Source organism: Halodurantibacterium flavum (assembly GCF_042681825.1).
GTDB classification, from domain to species: Bacteria; Pseudomonadota; Alphaproteobacteria; order Rhodobacterales; family Rhodobacteraceae; genus Halodurantibacterium; species Halodurantibacterium flavum.
In genome coordinates this window covers 25624-47066 of the sequence record NZ_JBHUGH010000038.1, presented here as the reverse complement: position 1 = coordinate 47066, position 21443 = coordinate 25624, and the positions used below count along the sequence as shown (strand labels likewise).

At 65.2% G+C, this 21443-nt stretch carries 19 protein-coding genes; 10 read left to right on the top strand and 9 right to left on the bottom strand.

The features are described 5' to 3' along the window. Positions 1-21 precede the first annotated feature (21 nt). The 4 genes from ACFSGJ_RS19875 to ACFSGJ_RS19860 are packed head-to-tail and all read right to left on the bottom strand — an operon-like array spanning position 22 to position 3624. Positions 22-1203 carry a vWA domain-containing protein gene (locus ACFSGJ_RS19875; RefSeq protein WP_390265878.1) on the bottom strand — a complete coding sequence of 394 codons (1182 nt, stop codon included), beginning with the start codon at positions 1201-1203 and terminating at the stop codon, positions 22-24. Positions 1204-1206: 3 nt separating this feature from the next. Further along, on the bottom strand, positions 1207-1371 hold the full coding sequence (locus ACFSGJ_RS19870) for a hypothetical protein (RefSeq protein ID WP_390265876.1): 165 nt from the start codon (positions 1369-1371) through the stop codon (positions 1207-1209). Then, positions 1368-2726, bottom strand: a complete 1359-nt coding sequence (locus ACFSGJ_RS19865) for a DUF2927 domain-containing protein (protein ID WP_390265874.1) — start codon at positions 2724-2726, stop codon at positions 1368-1370. Before ACFSGJ_RS19865 ends, ACFSGJ_RS19870 begins: the two co-directional genes overlap by 4 nt. Positions 2727-2784: 58 nt before the next feature. Beyond that, a complete protein-coding gene (locus ACFSGJ_RS19860) occupies positions 2785-3624 on the bottom strand; it encodes an AAA family ATPase (protein ID WP_390265872.1) in 840 nt (279 codons plus the stop codon). 193 nt (positions 3625-3817) lie between these two features. Between ACFSGJ_RS19860 and dksA the strand changes: the two genes are divergently transcribed. Both dksA and ACFSGJ_RS19850 read left to right on the top strand, forming a co-directional pair. Then, positions 3818-4240: an RNA polymerase-binding protein DksA gene (dksA, locus tag ACFSGJ_RS19855; RefSeq protein WP_390266042.1), complete on the top strand. Its 423-nt coding sequence runs from the start codon at positions 3818-3820 to the stop codon at positions 4238-4240. Between the two features lie 84 nt (positions 4241-4324). After that, complete coding sequence (locus tag ACFSGJ_RS19850) at positions 4325-5503, top strand: FAD-dependent oxidoreductase (protein ID WP_390265870.1); 1179 nt, start codon at positions 4325-4327, stop codon at positions 5501-5503. Between the two features lie 13 nt (positions 5504-5516). Here the strand turns inward: ACFSGJ_RS19850 and ACFSGJ_RS19845 are convergent, their stop codons facing one another. From ACFSGJ_RS19845 to miaA, 5 genes are all read right to left on the bottom strand, one after another. Beyond that, on the bottom strand, positions 5517-7550 hold the full coding sequence (locus ACFSGJ_RS19845) for a dipeptide ABC transporter ATP-binding protein (protein WP_390265868.1): 2034 nt from the start codon (positions 7548-7550) through the stop codon (positions 5517-5519). A gap of 2 nt (positions 7551-7552) precedes the next feature. Next, positions 7553-8713 (bottom strand): ABC transporter permease, encoded by a 1161-nt coding sequence (locus ACFSGJ_RS19840; protein ID WP_390265866.1) that lies wholly within the window; start codon positions 8711-8713, stop codon positions 7553-7555. Positions 8714-8722: 9 nt separating this feature from the next. After that, positions 8723-9796, bottom strand: a complete 1074-nt coding sequence (locus ACFSGJ_RS19835) for an ABC transporter permease (RefSeq protein WP_390265864.1) — start codon at positions 9794-9796, stop codon at positions 8723-8725. Between the two features lie 75 nt (positions 9797-9871). Further along, on the bottom strand, positions 9872-11509 hold the full coding sequence (locus ACFSGJ_RS19830; protein WP_390265862.1) for an ABC transporter substrate-binding protein: 1638 nt from the start codon (positions 11507-11509) through the stop codon (positions 9872-9874). A 267-nt stretch (positions 11510-11776) separates the two neighbouring features. After that, complete coding sequence (gene miaA / locus ACFSGJ_RS19825) at positions 11777-12661, bottom strand: tRNA (adenosine(37)-N6)-dimethylallyltransferase MiaA (protein ID WP_390265860.1); 885 nt, start codon at positions 12659-12661, stop codon at positions 11777-11779. 143 nt (positions 12662-12804) lie between these two features. Between miaA and pyrH the strand changes: the two genes are divergently transcribed. The 8 genes from pyrH (at position 12805) to ACFSGJ_RS19785 (ending at position 21363) form a co-directional block, all read left to right on the top strand. Next, entirely contained in the window at positions 12805-13542 is a 738-nt protein-coding gene (pyrH, locus tag ACFSGJ_RS19820; RefSeq protein ID WP_390265858.1) for a UMP kinase, read from the top strand. 79 nt (positions 13543-13621) lie between these two features. After that, positions 13622-14185, top strand: coding sequence for a ribosome recycling factor (gene frr, locus ACFSGJ_RS19815; RefSeq protein WP_390265856.1), 564 nt, complete (start codon positions 13622-13624; stop codon positions 14183-14185). 74 nt (positions 14186-14259) lie between these two features. Beyond that, complete coding sequence (gene uppS, locus ACFSGJ_RS19810; RefSeq protein WP_390266040.1) at positions 14260-14958, top strand: polyprenyl diphosphate synthase; 699 nt, start codon at positions 14260-14262, stop codon at positions 14956-14958. After that, positions 14955-15767, top strand: coding sequence for a phosphatidate cytidylyltransferase (locus ACFSGJ_RS19805; RefSeq protein ID WP_390265854.1), 813 nt, complete (start codon positions 14955-14957; stop codon positions 15765-15767). Before uppS ends, ACFSGJ_RS19805 begins: the two co-directional genes overlap by 4 nt. Before the next feature lies 1 nt (position 15768). Then, positions 15769-16944, top strand: a complete 1176-nt coding sequence (gene dxr / locus ACFSGJ_RS19800) for a 1-deoxy-D-xylulose-5-phosphate reductoisomerase (protein WP_390265852.1) — start codon at positions 15769-15771, stop codon at positions 16942-16944. 4 nt (positions 16945-16948) lie between these two features. Continuing rightward, positions 16949-18301: an RIP metalloprotease RseP gene (gene rseP, locus ACFSGJ_RS19795; RefSeq protein WP_390265850.1), complete on the top strand. Its 1353-nt coding sequence runs from the start codon at positions 16949-16951 to the stop codon at positions 18299-18301. 71 nt (positions 18302-18372) lie between these two features. Then, on the top strand, positions 18373-20712 hold the full coding sequence (gene bamA, locus ACFSGJ_RS19790; protein WP_390265848.1) for an outer membrane protein assembly factor BamA: 2340 nt from the start codon (positions 18373-18375) through the stop codon (positions 20710-20712). A 6-nt stretch (positions 20713-20718) separates the two neighbouring features. Next, positions 20719-21363: an OmpH/Skp family outer membrane protein gene (locus ACFSGJ_RS19785; RefSeq protein ID WP_390265846.1), complete on the top strand. Its 645-nt coding sequence runs from the start codon at positions 20719-20721 to the stop codon at positions 21361-21363. Positions 21364-21443 lie beyond the last annotated feature (80 nt).

The following is a 21443-nucleotide window of genomic DNA, read 5'->3' as shown; positions in this document are numbered from 1 at the left end:
GGGGCCTTGGCCCGCCTCTGGCTAGGTGAGCATTCGAACCCCGCGCCCGATCCCGTCAAGCGTGAGGGGGACCATGCGGTTCTCGAACAACTCACGGATGAGGTGGAGCGACTGGCTGTAGTGCCAGCGGCTTTCCGGCAGCGGGTTGATCCACAGGTTTCCCGGCCATTGCATGCGGGCGCGCGTCAGCCAGACCTGCCCGGGTTCGGCGTTCCAGTGTTCGTTCGCGCCGCCGGGATGCGTGATCTCATAGGGCGACATGGTGGCATCGCCGACAAAGATGCACTTCCAGTCATGGCCATAGGTGCGCAGGATCTCGGCCGTAGGGATCTGTGCATCCCAGCGGCGGCGGTTCTCGCGCCAGACACCCTCATAGAGGCAGTTGTGAAAGTAGAAATATTCCAGATGCCGGAATTCCGAACGGGCGGCGCTGAACAACTCTTCTACGGCGCGGACATGCGGGTCCATGCTGCCGCCCACGTCCAGGAACAGCAAAAGGCGCACCCCGTTGCGCCGTTCCGGCCGAGTCTGAACGTCAAGCCAGCCCCGTTCCGCCGTCGCGCGGACGGTTCCGTCGAGGTCGAGTTCCTGCGCCGCGCCATCACGCGCCCAGCGACGCAGCCTGCGAAGCGCGACCTTGATGTTGCGCGTCCCCAGTTCGACCGCATCATCCAGATCGCGGAATTCCCGCCGGTCCCAGACCTTGACGGCGCGGCCATGATGGCCCTGATCCTGCCCGATCCGCACGCCTTCCGGGTTGTGGCCATAGGCGCCGAAGGGGCTGGTGCCAGCGGTGCCGATCCACTTGTTGCCGCCCTGATGACGGCCCTTCTGTTCCGCCAGACGCTGGCGCAGGGTTTCCATCAGCCTGTCAAAGCCGCCAAGCGCCCGGATCGCCTCGCGTTCTTCGGCGCTCAGATGTCGTTCGGCGAGCTTTTCCAGCCATTCGCGCGGCAGGTCCAGCGCCTCCAGCACCTGATCCGCAGATATGGTCTCCAGCCCCGCGAAGCTGGCGGCGAAGGCCCGGTCGAACCGGTCGATATGGGCCTCGTCCTTCACCAGCGCGGCGCGCGCGAGGTAATAGAACCCCTCCGGGTCATAGGTGACAAGACCTGCGGCAAGCCCCTCCAGAAAGGCCAGAAACTCCCTCAGCGAGACCGGCAGGTCTGCCGCGCGAAGGTTCCGGAAGAAGGGCAGGAACACCGCTTACATCGCCCTTTCGAGAAAGATGGTGAGGAAGACGCCCAGAAGGCCCAGCATGATCGCCCAGCCCGCACCGTATTGCGCCATGTCGAGCCGGTTGCCGCCGCGCCCCCGCGCCTGCAAGGCCCCGATGATGGCCCCGATCACAACCCCGGCGATAACGATCATCGTGCTCTGTCCCCTGCTGTTCGCCCGAGGCTCGCGATTTCGGCCAGCCGCGCCCGGACCTCTTCATCCGAGCCGAACCCATAGCGCGCCCACCCAAGGCTGTCGAGGCGGTCGGCCTGCGCCTCGGTGCCGCGCCCCAGATCGTCAAGCGCGGTGGCGCGCAGCATCAGGAGGCTGGCAAGCAAGGCCGCGTTCTGGGCCTGATAGGCTGGCTCCATCGCCCGGTCCGTCAGGGCAACGGTGTTCTGCGGCTGCCCTGCGACCAGCGCAAAGGCCGCCATCTGCATGTCGATATGGGCCACATGCACCTGCGCATCCGGCAGATCGCGCCAGACCAGCCCCGCACGCAGAAAGGCCGCTGCGGCCAATGTGCTGCTATCGGGTGCGGCTGCCCGGCCGAGCGCGAAGTAGCTGAGCGCGAGCCTGCTGTCCGTCCAGCCGAGCTCCTGCGCCCGCCCCACGGCGTAATGCGCCGCCTCCAGCCGGTCGGGCCGGCGCACGGGGTTCAGGGCGACATTGATCGCGCCCAACCAGTCGCGCGGAGTTTCGCCCGGATCGGCGGCGGGTCCACGCCGCTCGCCCGCCGGATTGATGCGCCGCAGGATCGCGGGCAGGCGGGCCGCCACCTCATCCCGCGACATGCCCGACCGCAGTTCGGGCGCGTAATAGGCGCGCAGGATCAGCATGTCGAACCCGGTCAGGACCGAATGAAAGTTGTCGTCGTTGAAGATCGTGTCCGACAGCCGGTAAAGGTCGTTCAGCGGCCCCAGCGCCTGCGCAATTTCCTCATGCAGGCAGTCGCGGATTTCCTGCGGGTTGGTATCGTAGGGGATGAAGACCGAGAGCGTTTCGCGCCGTTCGAGCGTCGTCCAGTCCAGGAGGCCAGAACGGCGGTTCTGCCGGAATTCCGTCCAGCTGCCGACACGCGGTACTACAAAGCAGGCCGTTTCTGGGGCATAGGTCGCCAGCATACGGCCCGGCAGGAACTCGACCACGATATTCGCAGCGGCAAGATCCGTCGTGGTGGTGATGTCGATGCGTGCCTCCGACCGGAGCCGCTCGATCAGGATCGCCAGATCGCGCAGCGCGATATCGGGGGCCGGGCCGGCGACGGCAAGCGTGACGGGCCCCTCGAACCGGGTAAAGACCGGCAAGGGGCGACCGTCCTCCAGCCAGAAGGAAAGTTCGAGAAAGTCACGGGCGAGGTCGCCATTGGCGCGGACTGGCGCAGCCGGGCGCGCGGCGGGAAAGACGCGCATCTCGGGCAGGGGGGCCGCTTCGGGATAGGCAGCCGGCCTGGGCGCGGCGCTGCAGGCCGTCAGGACAAGGGCCAGAAGGAGGACGACATATCTCACGGACCGGCAGACCGCGGCGACGAAGTGTCAGAAAAAGGCATCCCGATCTCCCGGAGGTTCAGCGCCCTGACCGGGCCATGAAGGCGAGCCTCTCAAAGAGCTGCACGTCCTGTTCGTTCTTGAGAAGCGCCCCGTAGAGGCGCGGCAAGGCGGTTTTCGCGTCCGCGCGCAGATCCTCGGGCGATAGATCCTCGGCCAGGAGCAGTTTCAGCCAGTCGAGCACTTCGGAGGTCGAGGGCTTTTTCTTCAGCCCCGGTGTTTCCCGGATCTCGTAGAACTGCGTGAGCGCCCGGGTCAGCAACGCCTCCTTTATGCCCGGATGATGCACCTCGACGATCTTCTTCAGCGTCTCGGCATCGGGGAAGCGGATGTAGTGAAAGAAGCAGCGGCGCAGAAATGCGTCAGGCAGCTCCTTTTCATTGTTCGAGGTGATGATGACGATCGGTCGCTGCACTGCACGAATCGTCTCGCCCGTCTCGTAGACGTGGAACTCCATCCGATCGAGTTCCTGCAGCAGATCGTTCGGAAACTCGATATCGGCCTTGTCGATCTCGTCGATCAGCAGGACGACGCGGTCCACGGCCTCGAACGCCTGCCAGAGCTTGCCCTTGCGGATATAGTTCGCGACATCATGCACCCGCGCATCGCCAAGCTGGCTGTCGCGCAGGCGGCTGACGGCATCGTATTCGTAAAGCCCTTGCTGCGCCCGCGTGGTTGATTTGACATGCCATTCGATGATCGGCAGCCCCAGCGCCGTCGCCACCTGGCGCGCCAGTTCGGTCTTGCCGGTGCCGGGTTCGCCCTTGACGAGCAGCGGGCGTTCCAGCGTCACCGCGGCATTGACGGCCACCCGCAGGTCTTCGGTGGCGATATAGGTCCCGGTGCCACTGAACTGCATTCTCTGCCCGATCTTCTGCGTTTTTCTATGTCACGACGATAGACGCCCGCTCATTTTCCCGCAACCGGCTCTATCGCCTAGTGACATTGCCACGGGCTTGCGCTAAACGCGGGGCCGGGAAGGGTGCCGGATGCAAATGACTGAAAAACCTGACGCCGTGCTGTCTGCATCCGGTCTGCATAAGGAAACCGAGATGAAGGCAGAGGTCTTTCTCCCCGAGGATTATCGCCCCGCCGAGGACGAGCCTTTCATGAACGAGCGGCAGCTCGAATATTTCCGCCGCAAGCTTCTGGCATGGAAATCCGAGCTTCTCGACAACAGCCGCGAAACGCTGGAAGGGTTGCAGGACAGCGCCCGGAACGTTCCCGACATCGCCGATCGTGCGAGCGAGGAAACCGACCGCGCCCTGGAACTGCGTACGCGGGATCGCCAGCGCAAGCTCGTCTCCAAGATCGACGCTGCGCTGCGGCGGATCGAGAACGGGGAATACGGCTATTGCGAGGTGACGGGCGAGCCGATTTCGCTGCGCCGCCTCGATGCGCGCCCCATCGCCACCATGACGCTGGAGGCGCAGGAGCGGCATGAGCGTCGCGAAAAGGTGCATCGTGACGACTGATCCTGCAGGGGACTGACGGAATTCAGGCACCGGGGTGGCAGCGCCCCGGTGTTTTCATCTTCGGGATACGTTTCAGGGGCGCAGATGCTCATCGGGCAAAAGGTCACGGTCCTTGGCGCTGGCATAGCGGGGCTTTCGGCAGCCCTCGCGCTCGCGCTTCGGGGGGCAAGCGTCACCGTCCTTGAACAGGCGGACGCGATCCGCGAGGTGGGCGCCGGGCTCCAGATCAGCCCGAACGGTGTGGCGGTGCTGAGGGCGCTGGGGCTCGGCCCGGCGCTGGCCGACGCAGGCACGCGCGGTACTGCGGTGGTGCTGCGCGACGGGGCCTCGGGCAAGCAGGTGTTGCGGCTTGACCTCGCCGGGCTGCGGCCGGAACAGGGATATTACTTCGTCCATCGCGCGGATCTGATCGCCACACTTGCCGATGCGGCGCGTGACGCCGGGGTGCGCATCCACCTGCTGCAGCATGTGACCGAGGTGACGCTGGGCCCGCACCCGCCACGCCTGAAGAACGCCCTGGGCTCGGAATGTGAAACGCCGCTGGTAATCGGGGCGGACGGATTGCGATCCGTCGTGCGGCAAAAGCTGAACGGGACCATAGCGCCGTTCTTTACCCATCAGGTCGCCTGGCGTGCGGTGATCCCCGGCCAGCCCGGCCCTGCCGAGGCCGAGGTTTTCATGGGGCCGGGCCGCCATCTGGTCAGCTATCCGCTTCGGGATGGGGCGCTGCGCAACATCGTCGCCGTCGAGGAACGTCGCCGCTGGGCCGAAGAAGGCTGGCAGCATGAGGACGATCCGCAGAACCTGCGCACCGCCTTCGCGGGTTTTGGCGACCGGGTCCAAGGGTGGCTCGAGGGGCTGGACAAGGTGCATCTCTGGGGTCTCTTCCGTCATCCGATGGCGGAACGCTGGTTTCAGTTGAACGAGGCCGGGCAGGGCGCGGTGATCCTGGGGGATGCGGCCCATCCGACACTGCCGTTCATGGCGCAGGGCGCCAATATGGCGCTGGAGGATGCCTGGGTGCTCGCCGCATCCATCGCCGGACATGACACGCTGGGGGCGGCGCTTGCGGCCTATCAGGCCGCGCGCCAGCCTCGGGTGCGCGCGATTGTCGAGGCCGCGAACCGGAACGCGCGTGCCTATCACCTGCGCGGGCCGGCGCGGACGCTTGCGCATATGGGGCTGAAGGTGGGCGGATGGCTGCTGCCGGATGCGCCGCTCCGGCGGTTCGACTGGATCTATGGCCACGATGTGACCGCCTGATCAAGCTGCGTGATCACTCTGCCGCAAGGCGGATCACCGGCTCCATCTGGTCAAGCACCTCATCGGAAAGATGACATTTCATCTGGTGTCCGTCGCGCAGGCGCATGGGCGGAACCTCGGTCTCGCATTTGTTGCCGGGCACGAGGTGCTTGCGATGGCAGCGGGTCTGGAACGGGCAGCCGGGGGGCGGGTTCATCGCCGAGGGTATGTCGCCCTCCAGCACGATGCGCTGTTTCTGGACCCGCGTATCGGCGATAGGCACGGCGGACAAAAGCGCCTCGGTATAGGGGTGATAGGGTGGGGCAAAGACTTGATCGGTCGTCCCCATCTCGACCACATGGCCAAGGTACATCACCATCACGCGGTCGGACAGGTAGCGCACGATCGACAGGTCATGGCTGATGAACAGCAGGGTGGTGCCGTTCCTGCGCTGGATATCGTTGAGCAAGTCGGTCACGGCCGCCTGCACGCTCACATCCAGGGCAGAAACGGGTTCATCCGCGACGACGATCCGCGCGCCCCCGGCAAAGGCACGGGCGATGCCCACGCGCTGCTTCTGGCCGCCCGACAACTGGCGCGGTTTGCGGGCGGCAAATTCGCGCGGCAGCTTTACAAGGTCCAGCAGTTCGAGCATCCGCCTTTCGCGGTCGGCCTCGCTCTCACCCTCTCCGAATACCTCCAGCGCGCGGATGATCTGGCGGCCCACGGTCATCGAGGGGTTGAGCGTGTCGAACGGGTTCTGGAACACCATCTGAAGGTCGGCGATGGCCTTGGCCCCGCGCTTTTCGATCGGCACGTCCTGCACCGCCCGGTTGCCAAGATGCAACTGCCCACCCGTCGCCGTTTCCAGCCCCATCAGCACCTTGGCGAGCGTTGACTTGCCACAGCCGGATTCGCCGACGATGGCCAGCGTCTCACCCGCGCGGGCCTCGAAGGTCAGGGTCTCGTTCGCCTTGACGACGCGGTTGCCCGAAACCTCGTAATATTTGCGCAGATCATCGGCCTTCAGCACCACATCGCCGATGGGCGCCCGCCCGTTCTGGCGTGGCGGGCTGGGCGGATTTTCCCAGTCGATTTCGTCCAGACGGATGCAGCGGCTTTCGTGGCGCGCCCCGGCGGGCAGCATCGGGATCGGCTGCGCGTCACAGCGTCCGGCCATGAAATAGTCGCAGCGCGGTCCGAAATTGCACCCCGGCGGGCGTTGATGGGGCAGGGGAAAGTTCCCCGGGATCGCCACCAGCGGCCGCGACGTCCGGTCTGCCCCCGGCAGGGGGATCGCGCGGAACAGGGCCTGCGTATAGGGGTGCCGCATTTCGTCGAATACGGTTGCCACGTCACCGGTTTCCACGGCCTCGCCGGAATACATCACGCAAAGCCGGTCGCAGACATCAAGCACAAGCCCGAGGTTGTGACTGATGAAGAGCATCGAGGTGCCGTATTTCCGGCCAAGGTCGCGCACCAGATCGACGATCCCCGCCTCGACCGTCACATCGAGCGCGGTCGTCGGCTCATCCAGGATCAGCAGCGCCGGCTGCGACATCAGCGCCATCGCGATCACGATCCGCTGCTGCTGCCCGCCCGAAAGCTGATGCGGATAGGCGGCAAGGATGCGGTCGGGGTCGGGCAGGCGCACATCCTCGACCATCCGCCGGGCCTGTGCCATCGCCTCGCGCCGCGAGGTGCCGCGATGGATCATCGGAACCTCGGCCAGCTGCGCGCCGACGGTCATCGCCGGGTTCAGGCTTGCCATCGGTTCCTGATAGATCATCGCGATTTCCGAGCCCCGGATCGCGCGCAGATCGCGGTCGGACATGGTGGTCAGATCGCGGCCCTTGAAGCGGATCGTCCCGCCCGTGATCCGCCCGTTCGCCCCGAGGTCGCGCATGACCCCCAAGGCTACGGTCGACTTGCCGCAGCCGCTTTCGCCGACAAGGCCCATCGCCTCGCCCGGCATCACGGTGCAGGAAAAATCCATCACCGCCGGAATTTCGTGCCGCCGGGTGAAGAAGCTGATCGAGAGGTTCTTGATTTCGAGGATCGGCTCCATGGTCAGTCCTTCAGGCTTTCCTCGCGCAGACCGTCCGCGAGAAGGTTGAGGCCGAGAACGAGGCTCATCAGGGACAGGGCCGGCACCAGTGCGGGATGCGGATAGACCGACAAAAGCCTGCGCCCGTCATTGATGGTGGACCCCCAGTCGGGACTTTCGGGGCTGACGCCAAGACCGAAGAAGCCGAGCGTCCCCAGCAGGATCGTCGTATAGCCGATCCGCAGGCAGAAATCGACGATCAGCGGGCCCCGCGCGTTTGGCAGGATCTCCCACAGCATGATGTACCACGGGCCCTCGCCCCGGGTCTGTGCCGCGGCCACATAGTCGCGCGCGCGGATGTCCATCACCAACCCCCGCACGATGCGGAACACGGTCGGCGCGTTCACGAACACCACGGCGACGAAGACGTTCAGAAGGTTCGCGTCCATCCGCCAGACGCCCAGCGGATCGGCATTGAAGGCAAGCCCGGAATAGGCCCAGAGGCCGATCGCCAGCGTCAGCCCGACATAGATATTGCGCCGCAGCGGCGAGGTGAAATAGCGGCTGTTCCAGAGGACCGTGAGGAACAGGATCGGGAAGAGGAAGAGCACGGCGGCCAGCACGGTGGGGATGCCGGTCTGCCGGATTTCGGGCGTCACAAGCAGGTAGAACAGCAGGATGACCGGGAAGGCCAGCACGAGGTTTGCAAGAAACGACAGGAAGGTGTCGAGGCGACCGCCAAAATAGCCGGCGGGCAGACCCAGCATGATCCCCATCATGAAGGCGAATGCGGTCGCGGGCGGTGCGATGGCCAGAACCCGCCGTGCGCCCATCACCATGCGCGAAAAGACGTCCCGTGCCAGACTGTCGCCCCCGAAAAGGTAATAGGGATACTGGTTCCCGGCATTGCCGAGCGGACTGCCCGGCACCGCATTGCGCATCCCGCTGAGCTGCGACAGCGGGTTATGGGTGATGATCATGTCCGCGAAGATCGCCGTGAAGGCCCAGAAGAGCACGAGGCCGAGCCCGATCATGCCGACAGGGCTGTCGAACAGCCGGCCGTAAAGACCCAGCCGCCGCTTGAAGGTGATCGACACGCCGAAGGTCAGAACAAGCGCGATCCAGACCGGAAGGAACTGCATCGCCACCCGCAGAAAAATCTCGCCCCAGCCGAGGGTTTCCATCCCGCCCTCCTAGGCCAGCCGGATACGGGGGTTGAGCAGCACATACCCCACGTCCGAAATCAGTTGCGTCGTCAGCACGACCACCACCGCCACGACCGAGCAGGCGAGCAGAAGGTCGATGTCGTTGTTGCCCGCCGCCTGCACCAGCGTCCAGCCGAACCCCTTGTAGTTGAAGAGCGTCTCGACAATCACGACCCCGTTCAGAAGCCACGGGAACTGCAGCATGATGACGGTGAAGGGTGCGATCAGCGCGTTTCGCAGCGCGTGGCGCAGGACGATATTGCCAAAGCTCACGCCCTTGAGCCGCGCGGTGCGGATATATTGCTGCGTCATCACCTCGGCCATGCTGGCGCGGGTCATCCGGGCGATATAGCCCGTTCCGTAAAGCGCGATGGTGGCCACCGGCAGGGCAAAGTTCCAGAAGGTGATGCGGGTCTCGGCGCTGGTCGCGGTGCCAAGAAACAGCGTCCGCCCCGAGATCAGGCCCCATTCCGCCAAAAGCGGCGAAAGCCCCACCGTCGATGACGCGAGAAGGGTGATGAGCACGACGCCCGACACATATTCCGGTGTGGCGGTGCTGGCGATGGCAAAGGTCGAAAGGGTGCGGTCGGTGCGGCTGCCCTCGCGCATTCCAGCCAGAACGCCAAGGATCAGCGCCGACGGCACCATCACGATCATCACCCAGAACATGAGCCAGCCTGTGGCCGACAGGCTCCAGCCCAGAACGGTCGCGACATCGCTTCGCAGGGTGGTGGAATAGCCCCAATGGCCCTGCAGGACCCCGCAAAAGGCCGGAGCGTCCTCAGGCGATTGACCGCGCGCGATGCAGCGCCCGCGCCCGTCCTCCGCGACCCAGCCGGGCACCACCCCCAGCCATTCGCCATAGCGCAGCAGGACGGGCCGGTTGAAGCCGTTCCGCTCGATCCAGCTTGCGACCTCGGCATCGGTCATCCGGCTGGACGCTTCGGTCCGCGCGAGCTTTTCGAGGTTCGGCGGCAGGTTCGTCAGGTAAAAGACGATGAACGTCAGGCAGAGCGCCGTCAGCAACATCGTCGCCAGACGGCGCAGAATGAACTTCAGCATCCGGGAACCTCTGGCATCGCGGGCGGGAGGAGAGGCAGGCGGCAAGGCCGCCCGCCGCCGTCACGGAAGCCGAGGTCAGGCTTCAAGCCAGTACTTGTAATGGTGCATTTCAAAGGTGGGGTGCATTTCCGCGCCCCTGACATGCGGTTTGGTGTGACGGTAAAGCGAGCGCCAGTAGGGCTGGATCAGCACGCCTTCCTCTTGCATGATTTCCTGAATCCGGTGCATGACCTCGCGCCGCTCGTCCGCGTCCGCAATCGACATGGCCTGCGCCAGAAGGCGGTCGAATTCCTCGTTCGAGAAGGCGGTCTCGTTCCAGGCCACCCCGGACCGGTAGGCGAGCGAGAGGGTCTGCACGCCCAGCGGCCGCATGTTCCATTCGGTCGCCGAGAAGGGATATTTGGTCCAGTCGTTCCAGAAGGTCGCACCCGGCAGGATGGTGCGGCGCACGTTGATCCCCGCGTCGCGCAGTTGGGCAGCCACGGCATCGCAGGTCGCTGCCTGCCAGTCATCGTCAAGCGAGATCAGCTCGAATTCCGTATCCGCGTGACCGGCCTCTTCCAGCAATGCGCGCGCGCCTTCCGGGTCGACCGTCAGCGGCGGAAGCTCGGCATATTCCGGGTGGATCGGGCAGACGTGGTGGTTTTCGCCGATTTGACCCAGGTCGTTATAGCCAAGTTCCAGCACGATCTCGTTGTTGACGGCCATCTGCAGGGCGCGGCGGACGCGCACGTCCTCATATTCGGGGGCGTCCTGGTTGAAGCGGACGGCGAGCGTGGCCGCCGTGATCGCCTCGGACCGTTCCCAGCCGATCGCGTCCATGATGTCGATGAAATCGCCGGTGGTCTGGTAGTTCATGTCGATCTCGTCGGCCTCGGCGGCGGCCACCCATGCGGCGCCGTCCGTGCCGTAATCGGTGAACTCGATCCGGTCGAGCCACGCACCCTCACCCCACCACTGATGTTCGGTGTTCTTGACGAGGACCGCACGAAGCCCGGGTTCAAAGCTTTCCGGGATGAACGGGCCCGTGCCGATGGGGTTCGCAAGGAGGTCACCCCCGTCATAGGACGGGTGCACGACGGCGGCGGGATAATCCGCAAGGTTCGCGATCACCGCGATATCGGGCTCCGAGAGGGTCAGGCGAAGCGTATGTTCGTCCATCACCTCGACCGCGCCTTCGCGCAACTGGTTCGTTTCCGGGTCGATGAGGGCCGCCATACGACCTGCCATCGAGTTCCCTTCGAGTTCCCCGTCGCACCAGCGGGCGATGTTGTGCGCCACGTCCTCGGCGGTAAAGGCATCGCCGTTGTTCCAGGTCACGCCCTGACGGACATGGAAGACGTATTCGGTCGCGTCGTCGTTCACCTCCCAATCCTCCAGCAGGATGGGGGTAAAGGTGCCGTCGGCGTTATACTCGACCATGTATTCGAGCCAGCCGCGATAGAAGTTCGCGATCTGCGACCAGTCGGCCAGCCGCGGGTCCTTGAGCGCCTTGAGCTCCATCTGGATGCGGAGCGTGCCGCCTGCGGTCGGTGTCTGTGCCGCGGCCTGCGGGGCGGCAAGACCGATCAGCCCATAGGCCACGGTCGCCGAAGCGCCGAGCGCGCTTGCCCGGGTCAGGAATTCCCGCCGGCTCAGCAGGCCCTTGCGATATTCTTCTGCGTAAAGCGGGACTGCCGGGTGAAGGCGGTCCGTGGGGGTCTTGCGCGTCATCGTCAGCTCCCTGTTCACCATTCTCGGTCTGGTCTTGCCGGTCCGCGCTGCCCTTGGACCCGCATGTCCTGCGGGTCGTTCGCTACATGGGCCGGAGTTTCATTCCGCACGGTTTCGCGCGGCGCGTCTAGGCGGAATTTCGGCAATCCGTGTTTCAGTTGCGACATTCGCGCATAAAGAAAACGACATCAGCAGGAAGGTCAACCCGCTGATTTCCTTTTGCGCCTCTTGCAGGGTCCATGGCCGCTTTTGGGGCGCGTGTGCCTGTCACGGGAGCGCGATGGCCGTCCACTGCTTCATCCGGTTGCGGAACCATGTCCGCTGCCGCTTTGCATATTGGCGGCTGGCGAGCTTTGCGGCCTCGACAGCCTCGGGCAGCGGCATCCGCCCTTCAAGATGCGCCATGAGTTCCGGCGCACCGATGGCCCGCGCCCAGGCTGCGCCGGGGTCCCGGAAGGCCATGTTCGACCGCACCTCCTCCAGCGCGCCGGCGGCCATCATCTGATCGAAACGGCGGTCGATGCGCTGCGCGAGCCAGTCGCGGTCGGGGCGCAGCACCAATGCATGGGTCTTGTTCAGGGGCAGGGGCGGCGGCCCGGTTTCGTCCTGCCAGAGGGCGAGCCCGCGCCCCGTGGCCCGCAGCACTTCCCATGCGCGCTGAACGCGGGCCGGGTTGCGGATGTCGATGCGGTCGCGCGTTGCCGGGTCGAGATCTCTCAGCAGCGCCTCGAACCCTTGTTCATGGCGGATGCGGTCGGCCTCGGCGCGCAGCTCCGGCGGCGTCGCGGGCATCTCGACCAGCCCGTCCGTGAGCGCCGCAAAGTAGAGCCCCGTGCCGCCGACGATCACCGGCGCCTGCGCCTGCGCCAGAAGTGGCATCACCTCTCGCAGCCACTGGCCGGCCGAATAGGGCTCTCGCCCCACATGACCGTACAGAAGATGGGGCACACGCGCCTCTTCATCGGCCGAGGGGCGCGCGGTGAGAACGCGCCAGCAGCCATAGACCTGCAGCGCATCGGCATTCACGACCGCACGGCCCTGCGCTTCTGCGATCCGCAGCGCGAGCGCCGATTTTCCCGAGGCGGTCGGCCCCGCGATCAGGACCGGCCGCCGGGGATCGAGCGTCGCGATGATATCGTCGGCCTGCTTCATTGCCCTCTGCCTGCCACCCTGCCTGCCGGTGCCGATCCTGCCCGTTGGGCGGTTGAACATGGGGCGGTTTTCCGACATTTTGCGCGCCAGTAAAACAGGCGATCGCGCGGCCCCCGGGTCAGCGCCAGCGAAAGACGATATCCATGACCCAGGAAGACGAGCCGCAGAAGGGCGTAACCTACAAGCGCGTTCTGCTCAAGATTTCGGGCGAGGCGCTTATGGGCCCGCAAGGCTACGGCCTGCATCCGCCCACCGTTCAACGCATCGCGCAAGAGGTGAAATCGGTCCACGATCTGGGCGTCGAGATCTGCATGGTGATCGGCGGCGGCAACATCTTTCGCGGCTTGCAGGGCAGCGCCCAGGGGATGGAGCGGACGACCGCCGACTACATGGGGATGCTTGCGACCGTGATGAACGCGCTGGCCATGCAGTCGGCGCTGGAGGAACTCAACATCTTTACCCGGGTGATTTCCGCGATTCCGATGGATCAGGTCTGCGAGCCCTATATCCGTCGCCGCGCCGTCCGCCACCTGGAGAAAAAGCGCGTCTGCATCTTCGCGGCGGGGACGGGCAACCCCTATTTCACCACCGACACGGCTGCGACGCTGCGCGCAAACGAAATGGCCTGCGAGGCGATCTTCAAGGGCACCAAGGTCGATGGCGTCTATGACAAGGACCCGGTCAAGAATCCGGATGCGAAACGCTATGACCGGGTGAGCTATGACGAGGTGCTGCAAAAGAACCTCGGGGTCATGGATGCCTCGGCGATCGCGCTGGCGCGCGACAACAACCTGCCCATCATCGTGTTTTCACTGGACGAACCCGGCGGCTTCCGCACCATCCTGCGCGGCGAAGGGACCTATACCCGCGTGCATGGCTGACCTCTGCAGGACCTTGCTCCGGGTATCCATTCATTAACTTTGTCACTATACCGTGCACATAACCACGAAAGAGAACAGCATGTCAGAAGACATCGAAATCGACCTCGACGATCTGAAGCGCCGCATGGAAGGCGCGATGGCCGCTCTCAGGCAGGAATTCGCGTCGCTGCGCACGGGGCGCGCCTCGGCGACGATGGTGGAACCGATCATGGTCGATGCCTATGGCTCGCCCACGCCGATCAACCAGGTGGGCACCGTCAACGTGCCCGAACCGCGCATGGTCACGATCAACGTCTGGGACAAGGCGCTGATCGGCAAGGTGGAACGTGCGATCCGTGATTCCGGGCTGGGCATCAACCCGGTCGTGGACGGGCCGATCATCCGCCTGCCGATCCCCGAACTGAACGAGGAACGGCGCCGCGAACTGACCAAGGTGGCTGCCCAATACGCCGAACATGCACGGGTCGCGATCCGCAACGTCCGCCGCGACGGCATGGACCAGCTCAAGAAGGCCAGGGCCGCGGGGATGAGCGAGGACGAACAGAAGATCTGGTCGGATGAGGTCCAGGAACTCACCGATGCGTCCATCGCTGCAGTGGACAAGCTATTGGAAAACAAACAGCAGGAAATCATGCAGGTCTGAGACCGCACGGCAACTGCACGGGCGCCCGCGGGGCAGAGGGGACGATCTTGGCCGCAAAAGACATCACTGTGCAGATGCCGGCCCATGTGGCCATCATCATGGATGGCAATGGCCGTTGGGCGCAGATGCGGGGCTGGCCGCGCCTTGTCGGCCATCGCCGCGGTGTGGAACGGGTGCGCCAGATCGTGCGCGCCTGCCCCGATCTCGGCGTGCGCTATCTGACGATCTACGCCTTCTCGACCGAGAACTGGAAACGTTCGACCGAAGAGGTTCTCGGCCTGATGACGATGTTCGGCCGCTATATCGAGCGGGAATCCGAAACCTTGAAGGCCCAGGGCGTCCGCGTGCGCTTCATCGGCGACCGCAGCCGGCTCAACGCAAATCTTCAGCGTCTGATGGCGGGGATCGAAGAGCGCACTGCAGAGAACGAGTCGCTCAACCTGACGGTCGCGATCAACTATGGCGGCCGGGATGAGATTGCCCGTGCCGCCCGCGCGATGGCCTGCGCCCTGACCGAAGGGCGCATCTGCGCCGAGGAGATCACGGCCGACACGCTGGGCGCCTGGCTCGACACGGCCGATCTGCCCGATCCCGACATCATCATCCGTACCAGCGGCGAAACGCGGACCTCGAACTTCCTCCTATGGCAATCCGCCTATAGCGAGTATGAGTTCACGCCGACGCTCTGGCCGGATTTCTCGCCGGGTGAGCTTGGCGACATCCTTAACCGCTTTGCCTTGCGCGAGCGGCGTTTCGGAGCTGTGACTGCATGACTCAAGGCCCTGCCAGGTTTGGCGACCTGCTGCCGCGCGCCCTTTCGTCGCTTGTGATGGGAATCATCGGCATTGCCGCCATCTGGGCCGGCGGCTGGTGGTTTCTTGCGCTCGTGGCGTTTGCCGTGGGCGCGATGCTCTGGGAACTCCACGCCATGCTGACGCCGGCGCCGCGCCGGCGCCACGGCGCGCTCCTGGCGGCGATGGCAGGGGGGGCGGTGTTCCTGTCAGGGATATTCCCGGTCGGTCTGGTCCTGCCGCTCGCGCTTTTGCCTTCGGTCGCCGGGATCGGCCTGTTGCGCGGCAACCGAAGTCTTTTTGCCGGCTACGGGGCGCTGATCGTGCTTGCGGGCTTCGGGCTTTTCCACCTGCGGCAGGAATTCGGGCTGATCTGGGTCTTCTGGCTGGCGGGTGTGGTCGTGGCGACCGACGTCTTTGGCTATTTCGCCGGGCGGGTGATTGGCGGGCCGAAGTTCTGGCCGCGGGTCAGCCCCAAGAAAACGTGGTCGGGAACGGTTGCGGGATGGGTGGCCTCGGCCGTGGTCGGGGGTGTCGTCATGGCCATGACCGGCGCCTCGGTCGAGCTGCTCGGCATGTCGGTCGCGATGTCGATGGCCGCGCAACTCGGCGACATCACGGAAAGCGCGGTCAAGCGCAAGGTGGGGGTCAAGGATGCCTCGCATCTCATTCCCGGTCATGGGGGGCTTCTGGACCGGTTCGACGGGATGCTGGGCGCCGCGATCTTCCTGATGCTGGTGGAGCGGTTGGTGGACTTCCCGCCCTTCGGGCCGGCTGCGGCGGGGCTCTGACATGCGGCGCATCTCGGTTTTCGGGGCGACCGGCTCGATCGGCGTCAACACGCTCGATCTTGTCGCGCGCAGCGGCGATCAGGTCGACGCGCTGACCGGCGGCCGGAATGTTGCGCTTTTGGCGGAACAGGCGCGGCGCCATGGTGCAGCCCTTGCCGTCACCGCGCATCCCGAATGCTACGCTGATCTCAAGGCGGCGCTCGCCGGCAGCGGGACAGAGGCGGCGGCCGGGCCGGACGCCCTGCTCGAGGCGGCAGAACGACCCGCCGACTGGATCATGTCGGCCATCGTGGGTGCGGCGGGCCTCGCGCCCGGGTTTCGCGCGCTTGCGCAGGGGACGACACTTGCGCTCGCCAACAAGGAAAGCTTGGTCACGGCAGGGCCGCTCCTCATGGCCGAGGCGCGGCGCCAAGGGGCCACGATCCTGCCGGTCGACAGTGAACATTCGGCGATATTTCAGGCCCTCCGCGGTGAGGATATGGCCACGGTCGAGCGGGTGATCATCACCGCCTCGGGTGGTCCCTTCCGGGACTGGTCCGCCGAACGGATCGCCAAAGCGAGCCCAGCAGAGGCCGTCGCGCATCCGAACTGGGCCATGGGTCAGCGGATATCCATCGACAGCGCCTCGATGTTCAACAAGGCGCTGGAAGTCATCGAGACAAAGGAATTCTTCGGGATCGAGAGCAACCGGATCGAGGTTCTGGTCCATCCCCAGTCGATCGTCCATGCGCTGGTCGGCTTTTGCGATGGTGGCCTGATGGCGCATCTCGGACCGGCGGACATGCGCCACGCGATCGGCTTTGCCCTGCACTGGCCCGCGCGCGGACCTGTACCTGTGGAACGTCTCGATCTGGCGCGGCTTTGCGAGTTGCGGTTTCAGGCCCCGGATGAGGCGCGCTTTCCGGCTCTCCGCCTCGCGCGGGAGGTCATGGCGGCGGGCGGTATGGCCGGCGCGGTATTCAATGCGGCAAAAGAGGTGGCGCTGGATCATTTCATCGCCCGCGCCATCCCGTTCAACGCAATGGCCGAGGTGGTGGAAGAGACGCTTACGCGGCTATCGGCCGCAGAGGGGTTCACATCCGCGCCGGATAGTCTTGATTCCGTACTGGCAATGGACCATCTGGCCCGCAAAGGCGCGGCTGACGTGATCGCCGGGCGACCGACACAGCAGGGGTAATTTCGTGGATATCATCGGGTTGATCCCGTCATTTGGCGGCCTGATCTGGACGCTTGCCGCCTTTGTCGTCGCCTTGTCGATCATCGTCGCGGTTCATGAATACGGCCATTACATCGTCGGCCGCTGGTCGGGCATCCATGCCGAGGTGTTCTCGCTCGGCTTCGGGCCGGTGCTTTTTTCGCGGGTGGACCGTCGCGGGACGCGCTGGCAGGTGGCGTTGCTGCCGTTGGGGGGATACGTAAAGTTCCTCGGCGACGCGGATGCCGCATCGGCCACTGCTGATAGCTCGGCCATTGCGGGCATGGACCCGGCGGCGCGCCGCAGAACCATGCAGGGCGCCCCGCTTTGGGCGCGCGCGGCGACGGTTGCGGCGGGGCCGTTCTTCAATTTCGTGATGTCGATCATCGTCTTCGCCGGGTTTTTCATGGTGCAGGGCGTCGCGACCGATGTTCCGACGGTCGGACGCATCACCGATCTGCCCACGGCGTCGCAGGGCACGTCTCAGGGTTTGGCCGAGGGCGACCGGATACTCGCCATCGAGGGACGCGAGACGCCGGATTACCCCGCCTTCTACGCCGCAGCGGGGGCAACGCAGCCGGCGCCCACTGTCGATTATCGCGTCCTGCGCGACGACCGCGAGCTTGTGGTCGAGGGGCCGTTTCCCCTGCCGCCCCTGGTGGGCACGATCCAGTTGCAATCTGCGGCCGCCGCGGCGGATCTGGAGCCGGGGGACGTCATCCTTTCGGTAAACGGCGAGCCGATCAGCAGCTTTGACGAATTGCCGGAACGGGTTGCGGCCTCGGGCGGGCAGTCGCTTTTGCTGGAGGTGTGGCGCGGAGGTGAGACGTTCGAAGTAACGCTCGTGCCCCGGCGCTCGGACGTTCCGACTGCCTCGGGCGGGTTCGAGACCCGGTGGCTGATCGGGATCACAAGTGCGCCGGCCTTTGAGCCCGAAACCCGCGCCACAGGCCCGTTCGAGGCGCTGAATCGCGGGGTGCAGCAGACCGTGTTCATCGCGCAGACGAGCCTCTCGGGCCTCTGGCACATGGTCACGGGGGCGATCAGTTCGTGCAACCTGCGCGGGCCCATCGGGATCGCCGAAACCTCGGGCGCGGCGGCGGCGCAGGGGGTGGAGTCCTTCGTGTGGTTCATCGCGGTTCTTTCGACGGCAGTGGGGCTTCTGAACCTCTTTCCGGTGCCGGTTCTGGACGGCGGTCACCTCGTGTTCCACGCGTGGGAGGCCGTGACCGGCCGCCCGCCAAGCGAGCGTGCGCTCCGTATCCTGATGACCGCCGGATTCGCGATGCTTCTGACCCTCATGATCTTTGCCCTGACCAATGATATCTTCTGCCCCTGAGGGTGCTGCGCCTTTTGACAAGGGGGCGTCTTGCGGCTACTCAGGTGCCAAGGAACGGACAGGGGCAGAAAATGCTGAACAGGATTTCGGGCGGAACAAGCCGACGGCCGGCGCTTGCACGCGTTTCGCATGTCGCATTGGCAGCCATGCTTGCGGTTGCGGTGCCCGCCGGAACATGGGTCGCACCCGCCTTTGCCCAGTCGTTCCGCTTTGACAGCGTTCAGGTCGAGGGGAACCAGCGCGTCGATGCCGGCAGCATCCTGACCTATGCCGGGATCAACCAAGGCGAGACGCTGGACGCAGGCGAACTCAACGCCGCGCTGCAACGCATCCGGAATTCGGGCCTCTTTGAGGAGGTGAGCCTGGAGCCGCAAGGCAGCCGGCTGGTGATCCGCGTTCAGGAATATCCGACGATCAACGTCATTGCCTTTGAGGGCAACGATCGGATCAACAACGAGCGTCTTGCGACCGTCGTCCAGTCGCAGGCCCGCCGCGTCTATTCGCCCGCGCAGGCCGAGGCCGATGCCGCCGCGATCACCGCCGCCTATGCGCAGTCGGGGCGGCTGGCCGCAACGGTTGAGCCCCGTATCATCCGGCGCAGCGACAACCGCGTCGATCTGGTTTTTGAGATCCGCGAGGGGAATGTCGTCGAGATCGAGCGGATCGCCTTTGTCGGCAACCGCAGCTTCAGCGACCGGCGCCTCCGCAACGTGCTGGAAACGCGACAGGCGGGCCTCCTCCGCCGCTTTGTCCAGAGCGATACGTTCATCGCCGAGCGCATCGACCTCGACCGCCAGTTGCTGACGGATTTCTACCGCTCGCGCGGCTATATCGATTTTCAGGTCCTTTCGGCCACGCCGCAACTTGCGCGCGAACGTGACGGGTTCTTCGTGACCTTCACAGTGCAGGAAGGCCTGCAGTACCGGATCGGATCGGTCACGGCTGTCTCGGAACTGCCCGAGGTCGATGCGACCGAGTTCCAGCGCCTGATCGGCACGCGCCCGGGCCAGATCTACTCGCCCGCCCGGATCGATAACGATATCGCGCGTATGGAAAACCTCGCGCTGCGGCAGGGGCTGACCTTTGTCCGGATCGACCCACGCATCACGCGGAACGAACGTGGGCAGATCCTCGACGTGCAATATGTCCTGACGCGGGGCGAGCGGCTTTTCGTCGAGCGGATCGACATCGAAGGAAACTCCCGCACGCTTGACCGGGTGATCCGGCGCCAGTTCCGCACGGTGGAAGGCGACCCGTTCAGCCCGCGCGAGATCCGCGAAGGCGCCGAGCGTATCCGCGCGCTCGGGTTCTTTGCCGATGCGCAGGTGAACGCGCGGCAGGGGTCGTCGGCCGATCAGGTGATTGTCGATGTGGATGTCGAGGAACAGCCGACCGGTTCGCTGTCCTTCGGGGTGAGTTATGGCGTCTCGGCTGGTATCGGTTTCGCCGCCAGCCTGTCAGAGCAGAACTTTCTCGGGCGTGGCCAGTATGTCGATCTGACGATCAACACGACGTCAAGCAACCGCGCCTTCAGCTTCAACTTCATCGAGCCGGCGTTTCTGGAACGGGATCTCGCGCTCAAGTCCAACCTCTACTGGACGCGCACCGACCGCGATTTCGCAAGTTACAACACCCGCACCGCGGGCTTCCGCCCCGCGCTGGAATTCCCGATCAGCGAGCTGGGCCGGCTTGAAGTGCGCTATACCATTTCGCGCGATGAAATCCTGGATGTGGACCCGGAGACGTCCTCGCCGATCATCGTCGCCGAACAGGGCGCGCTGATCACGAGCGCCCTGGGCTACACCTACAGCTTTGACACCGCGCGCAGCCGCATCGACCCGAACCGGCGTTTTGTGTTCCGCATCAGCCAGGATTTCGCGGGCCTTGGCGGCGATGTCGAATCCGTCACGACCACCGCGCTTGGCCGGTTCGAGACGCGGGTCTGGAACGAGGACGTTCTGCTGCGCGCCGAGCTCGAGGGCGGGGCGCTGACCATGATCTCGGGCGAAAGCCGGGTCATCAACCGCTTCAACCTCGGCAGCCGGATGCGCGGGTTCGAGCCGAACGGTGTCGGCCCCCGCGATCTGGAGGCACCGAACGAAGACGCGCTTGGCGGCAACTACTTTGCCATCGCGCGGTTCGAGGCCGAATTCCCTCTGGGCCTGCCGGATGAATACGGCATTTCGGGCGGCGTTTTCATGGATGTCGGGACGCTCTGGGGTCTTGATAACACCATCGGCACCAACGGGGTCGAGGTCGATGACGGCATCAATATCCGGGCGGCCGCAGGCGTGTCGCTGTTCTGGACCACGCCGATCGGACCGTTGCGGTTCAACTTCTCGCATCCGCTGCGCCAGCTCGACTATGACCGTGAGCAGAATTTCGACCTCACGGTTTCGACCCGGTTCTGAGGCGCGATGAGGGCGCTTTTCCTGATCCTCGCGCTGCTCCTTCCGGGGGCGGCTGCGTCGGCACAGGAGACGCGGCCCATTCTGACGCTGCACTCGGACCGGCTTTTTGAACAGTCGCAGTTCGGTCAGCGTATCCAGGAGGAGATCGACGGCGCCTATCAGGAGCTTTCGGCCGAAAACCGGCGCATCGAGGCCGAGCTTGAGGCGGAAGAACGCGATCTGACCCAGCGCCGCAGCCAGATGACGCCCGAGGCGTTCCGTCCTCTCGCAGAGGCCTTCGACGCAAAGGTGGTCGAGATCCGCCGTGAGCAGGAAGCGAAAAGCCGCGATATCGCCAGCCGTAGCGAAGAAGGGTTTCAGGCCTTCATGCAGGTCGCGGTGCCCGTGCTCGGGACATTGATGTCCGAACATGGGGCCGAAGTCATCCTTGAAGCGCGTTCCGTCTTCATCGCGGCCCAGCGGGTCGATATCACCGCCGAGGCTGTTGCGCGCATCGATGAGGCAATCGGGGACGGGACCGATCTTGCGCCCGACGGAGATGATCCGCCGCTGGCGGTTCCGCCGGCCGCTGGCGGCACGGAGGGTGGCCCCGTCGTCCTGACACCGCCGAACGGGATGCAGCCGCCGACGCCTGAGGCGCCACAGGACTGACGGGCCCGTCATGGGCCGGCTTCTTGCCTCATGCGGGGGGAGTTGCTAGTTCAGGGGCAGACCGCCCACGCCGGAACCCC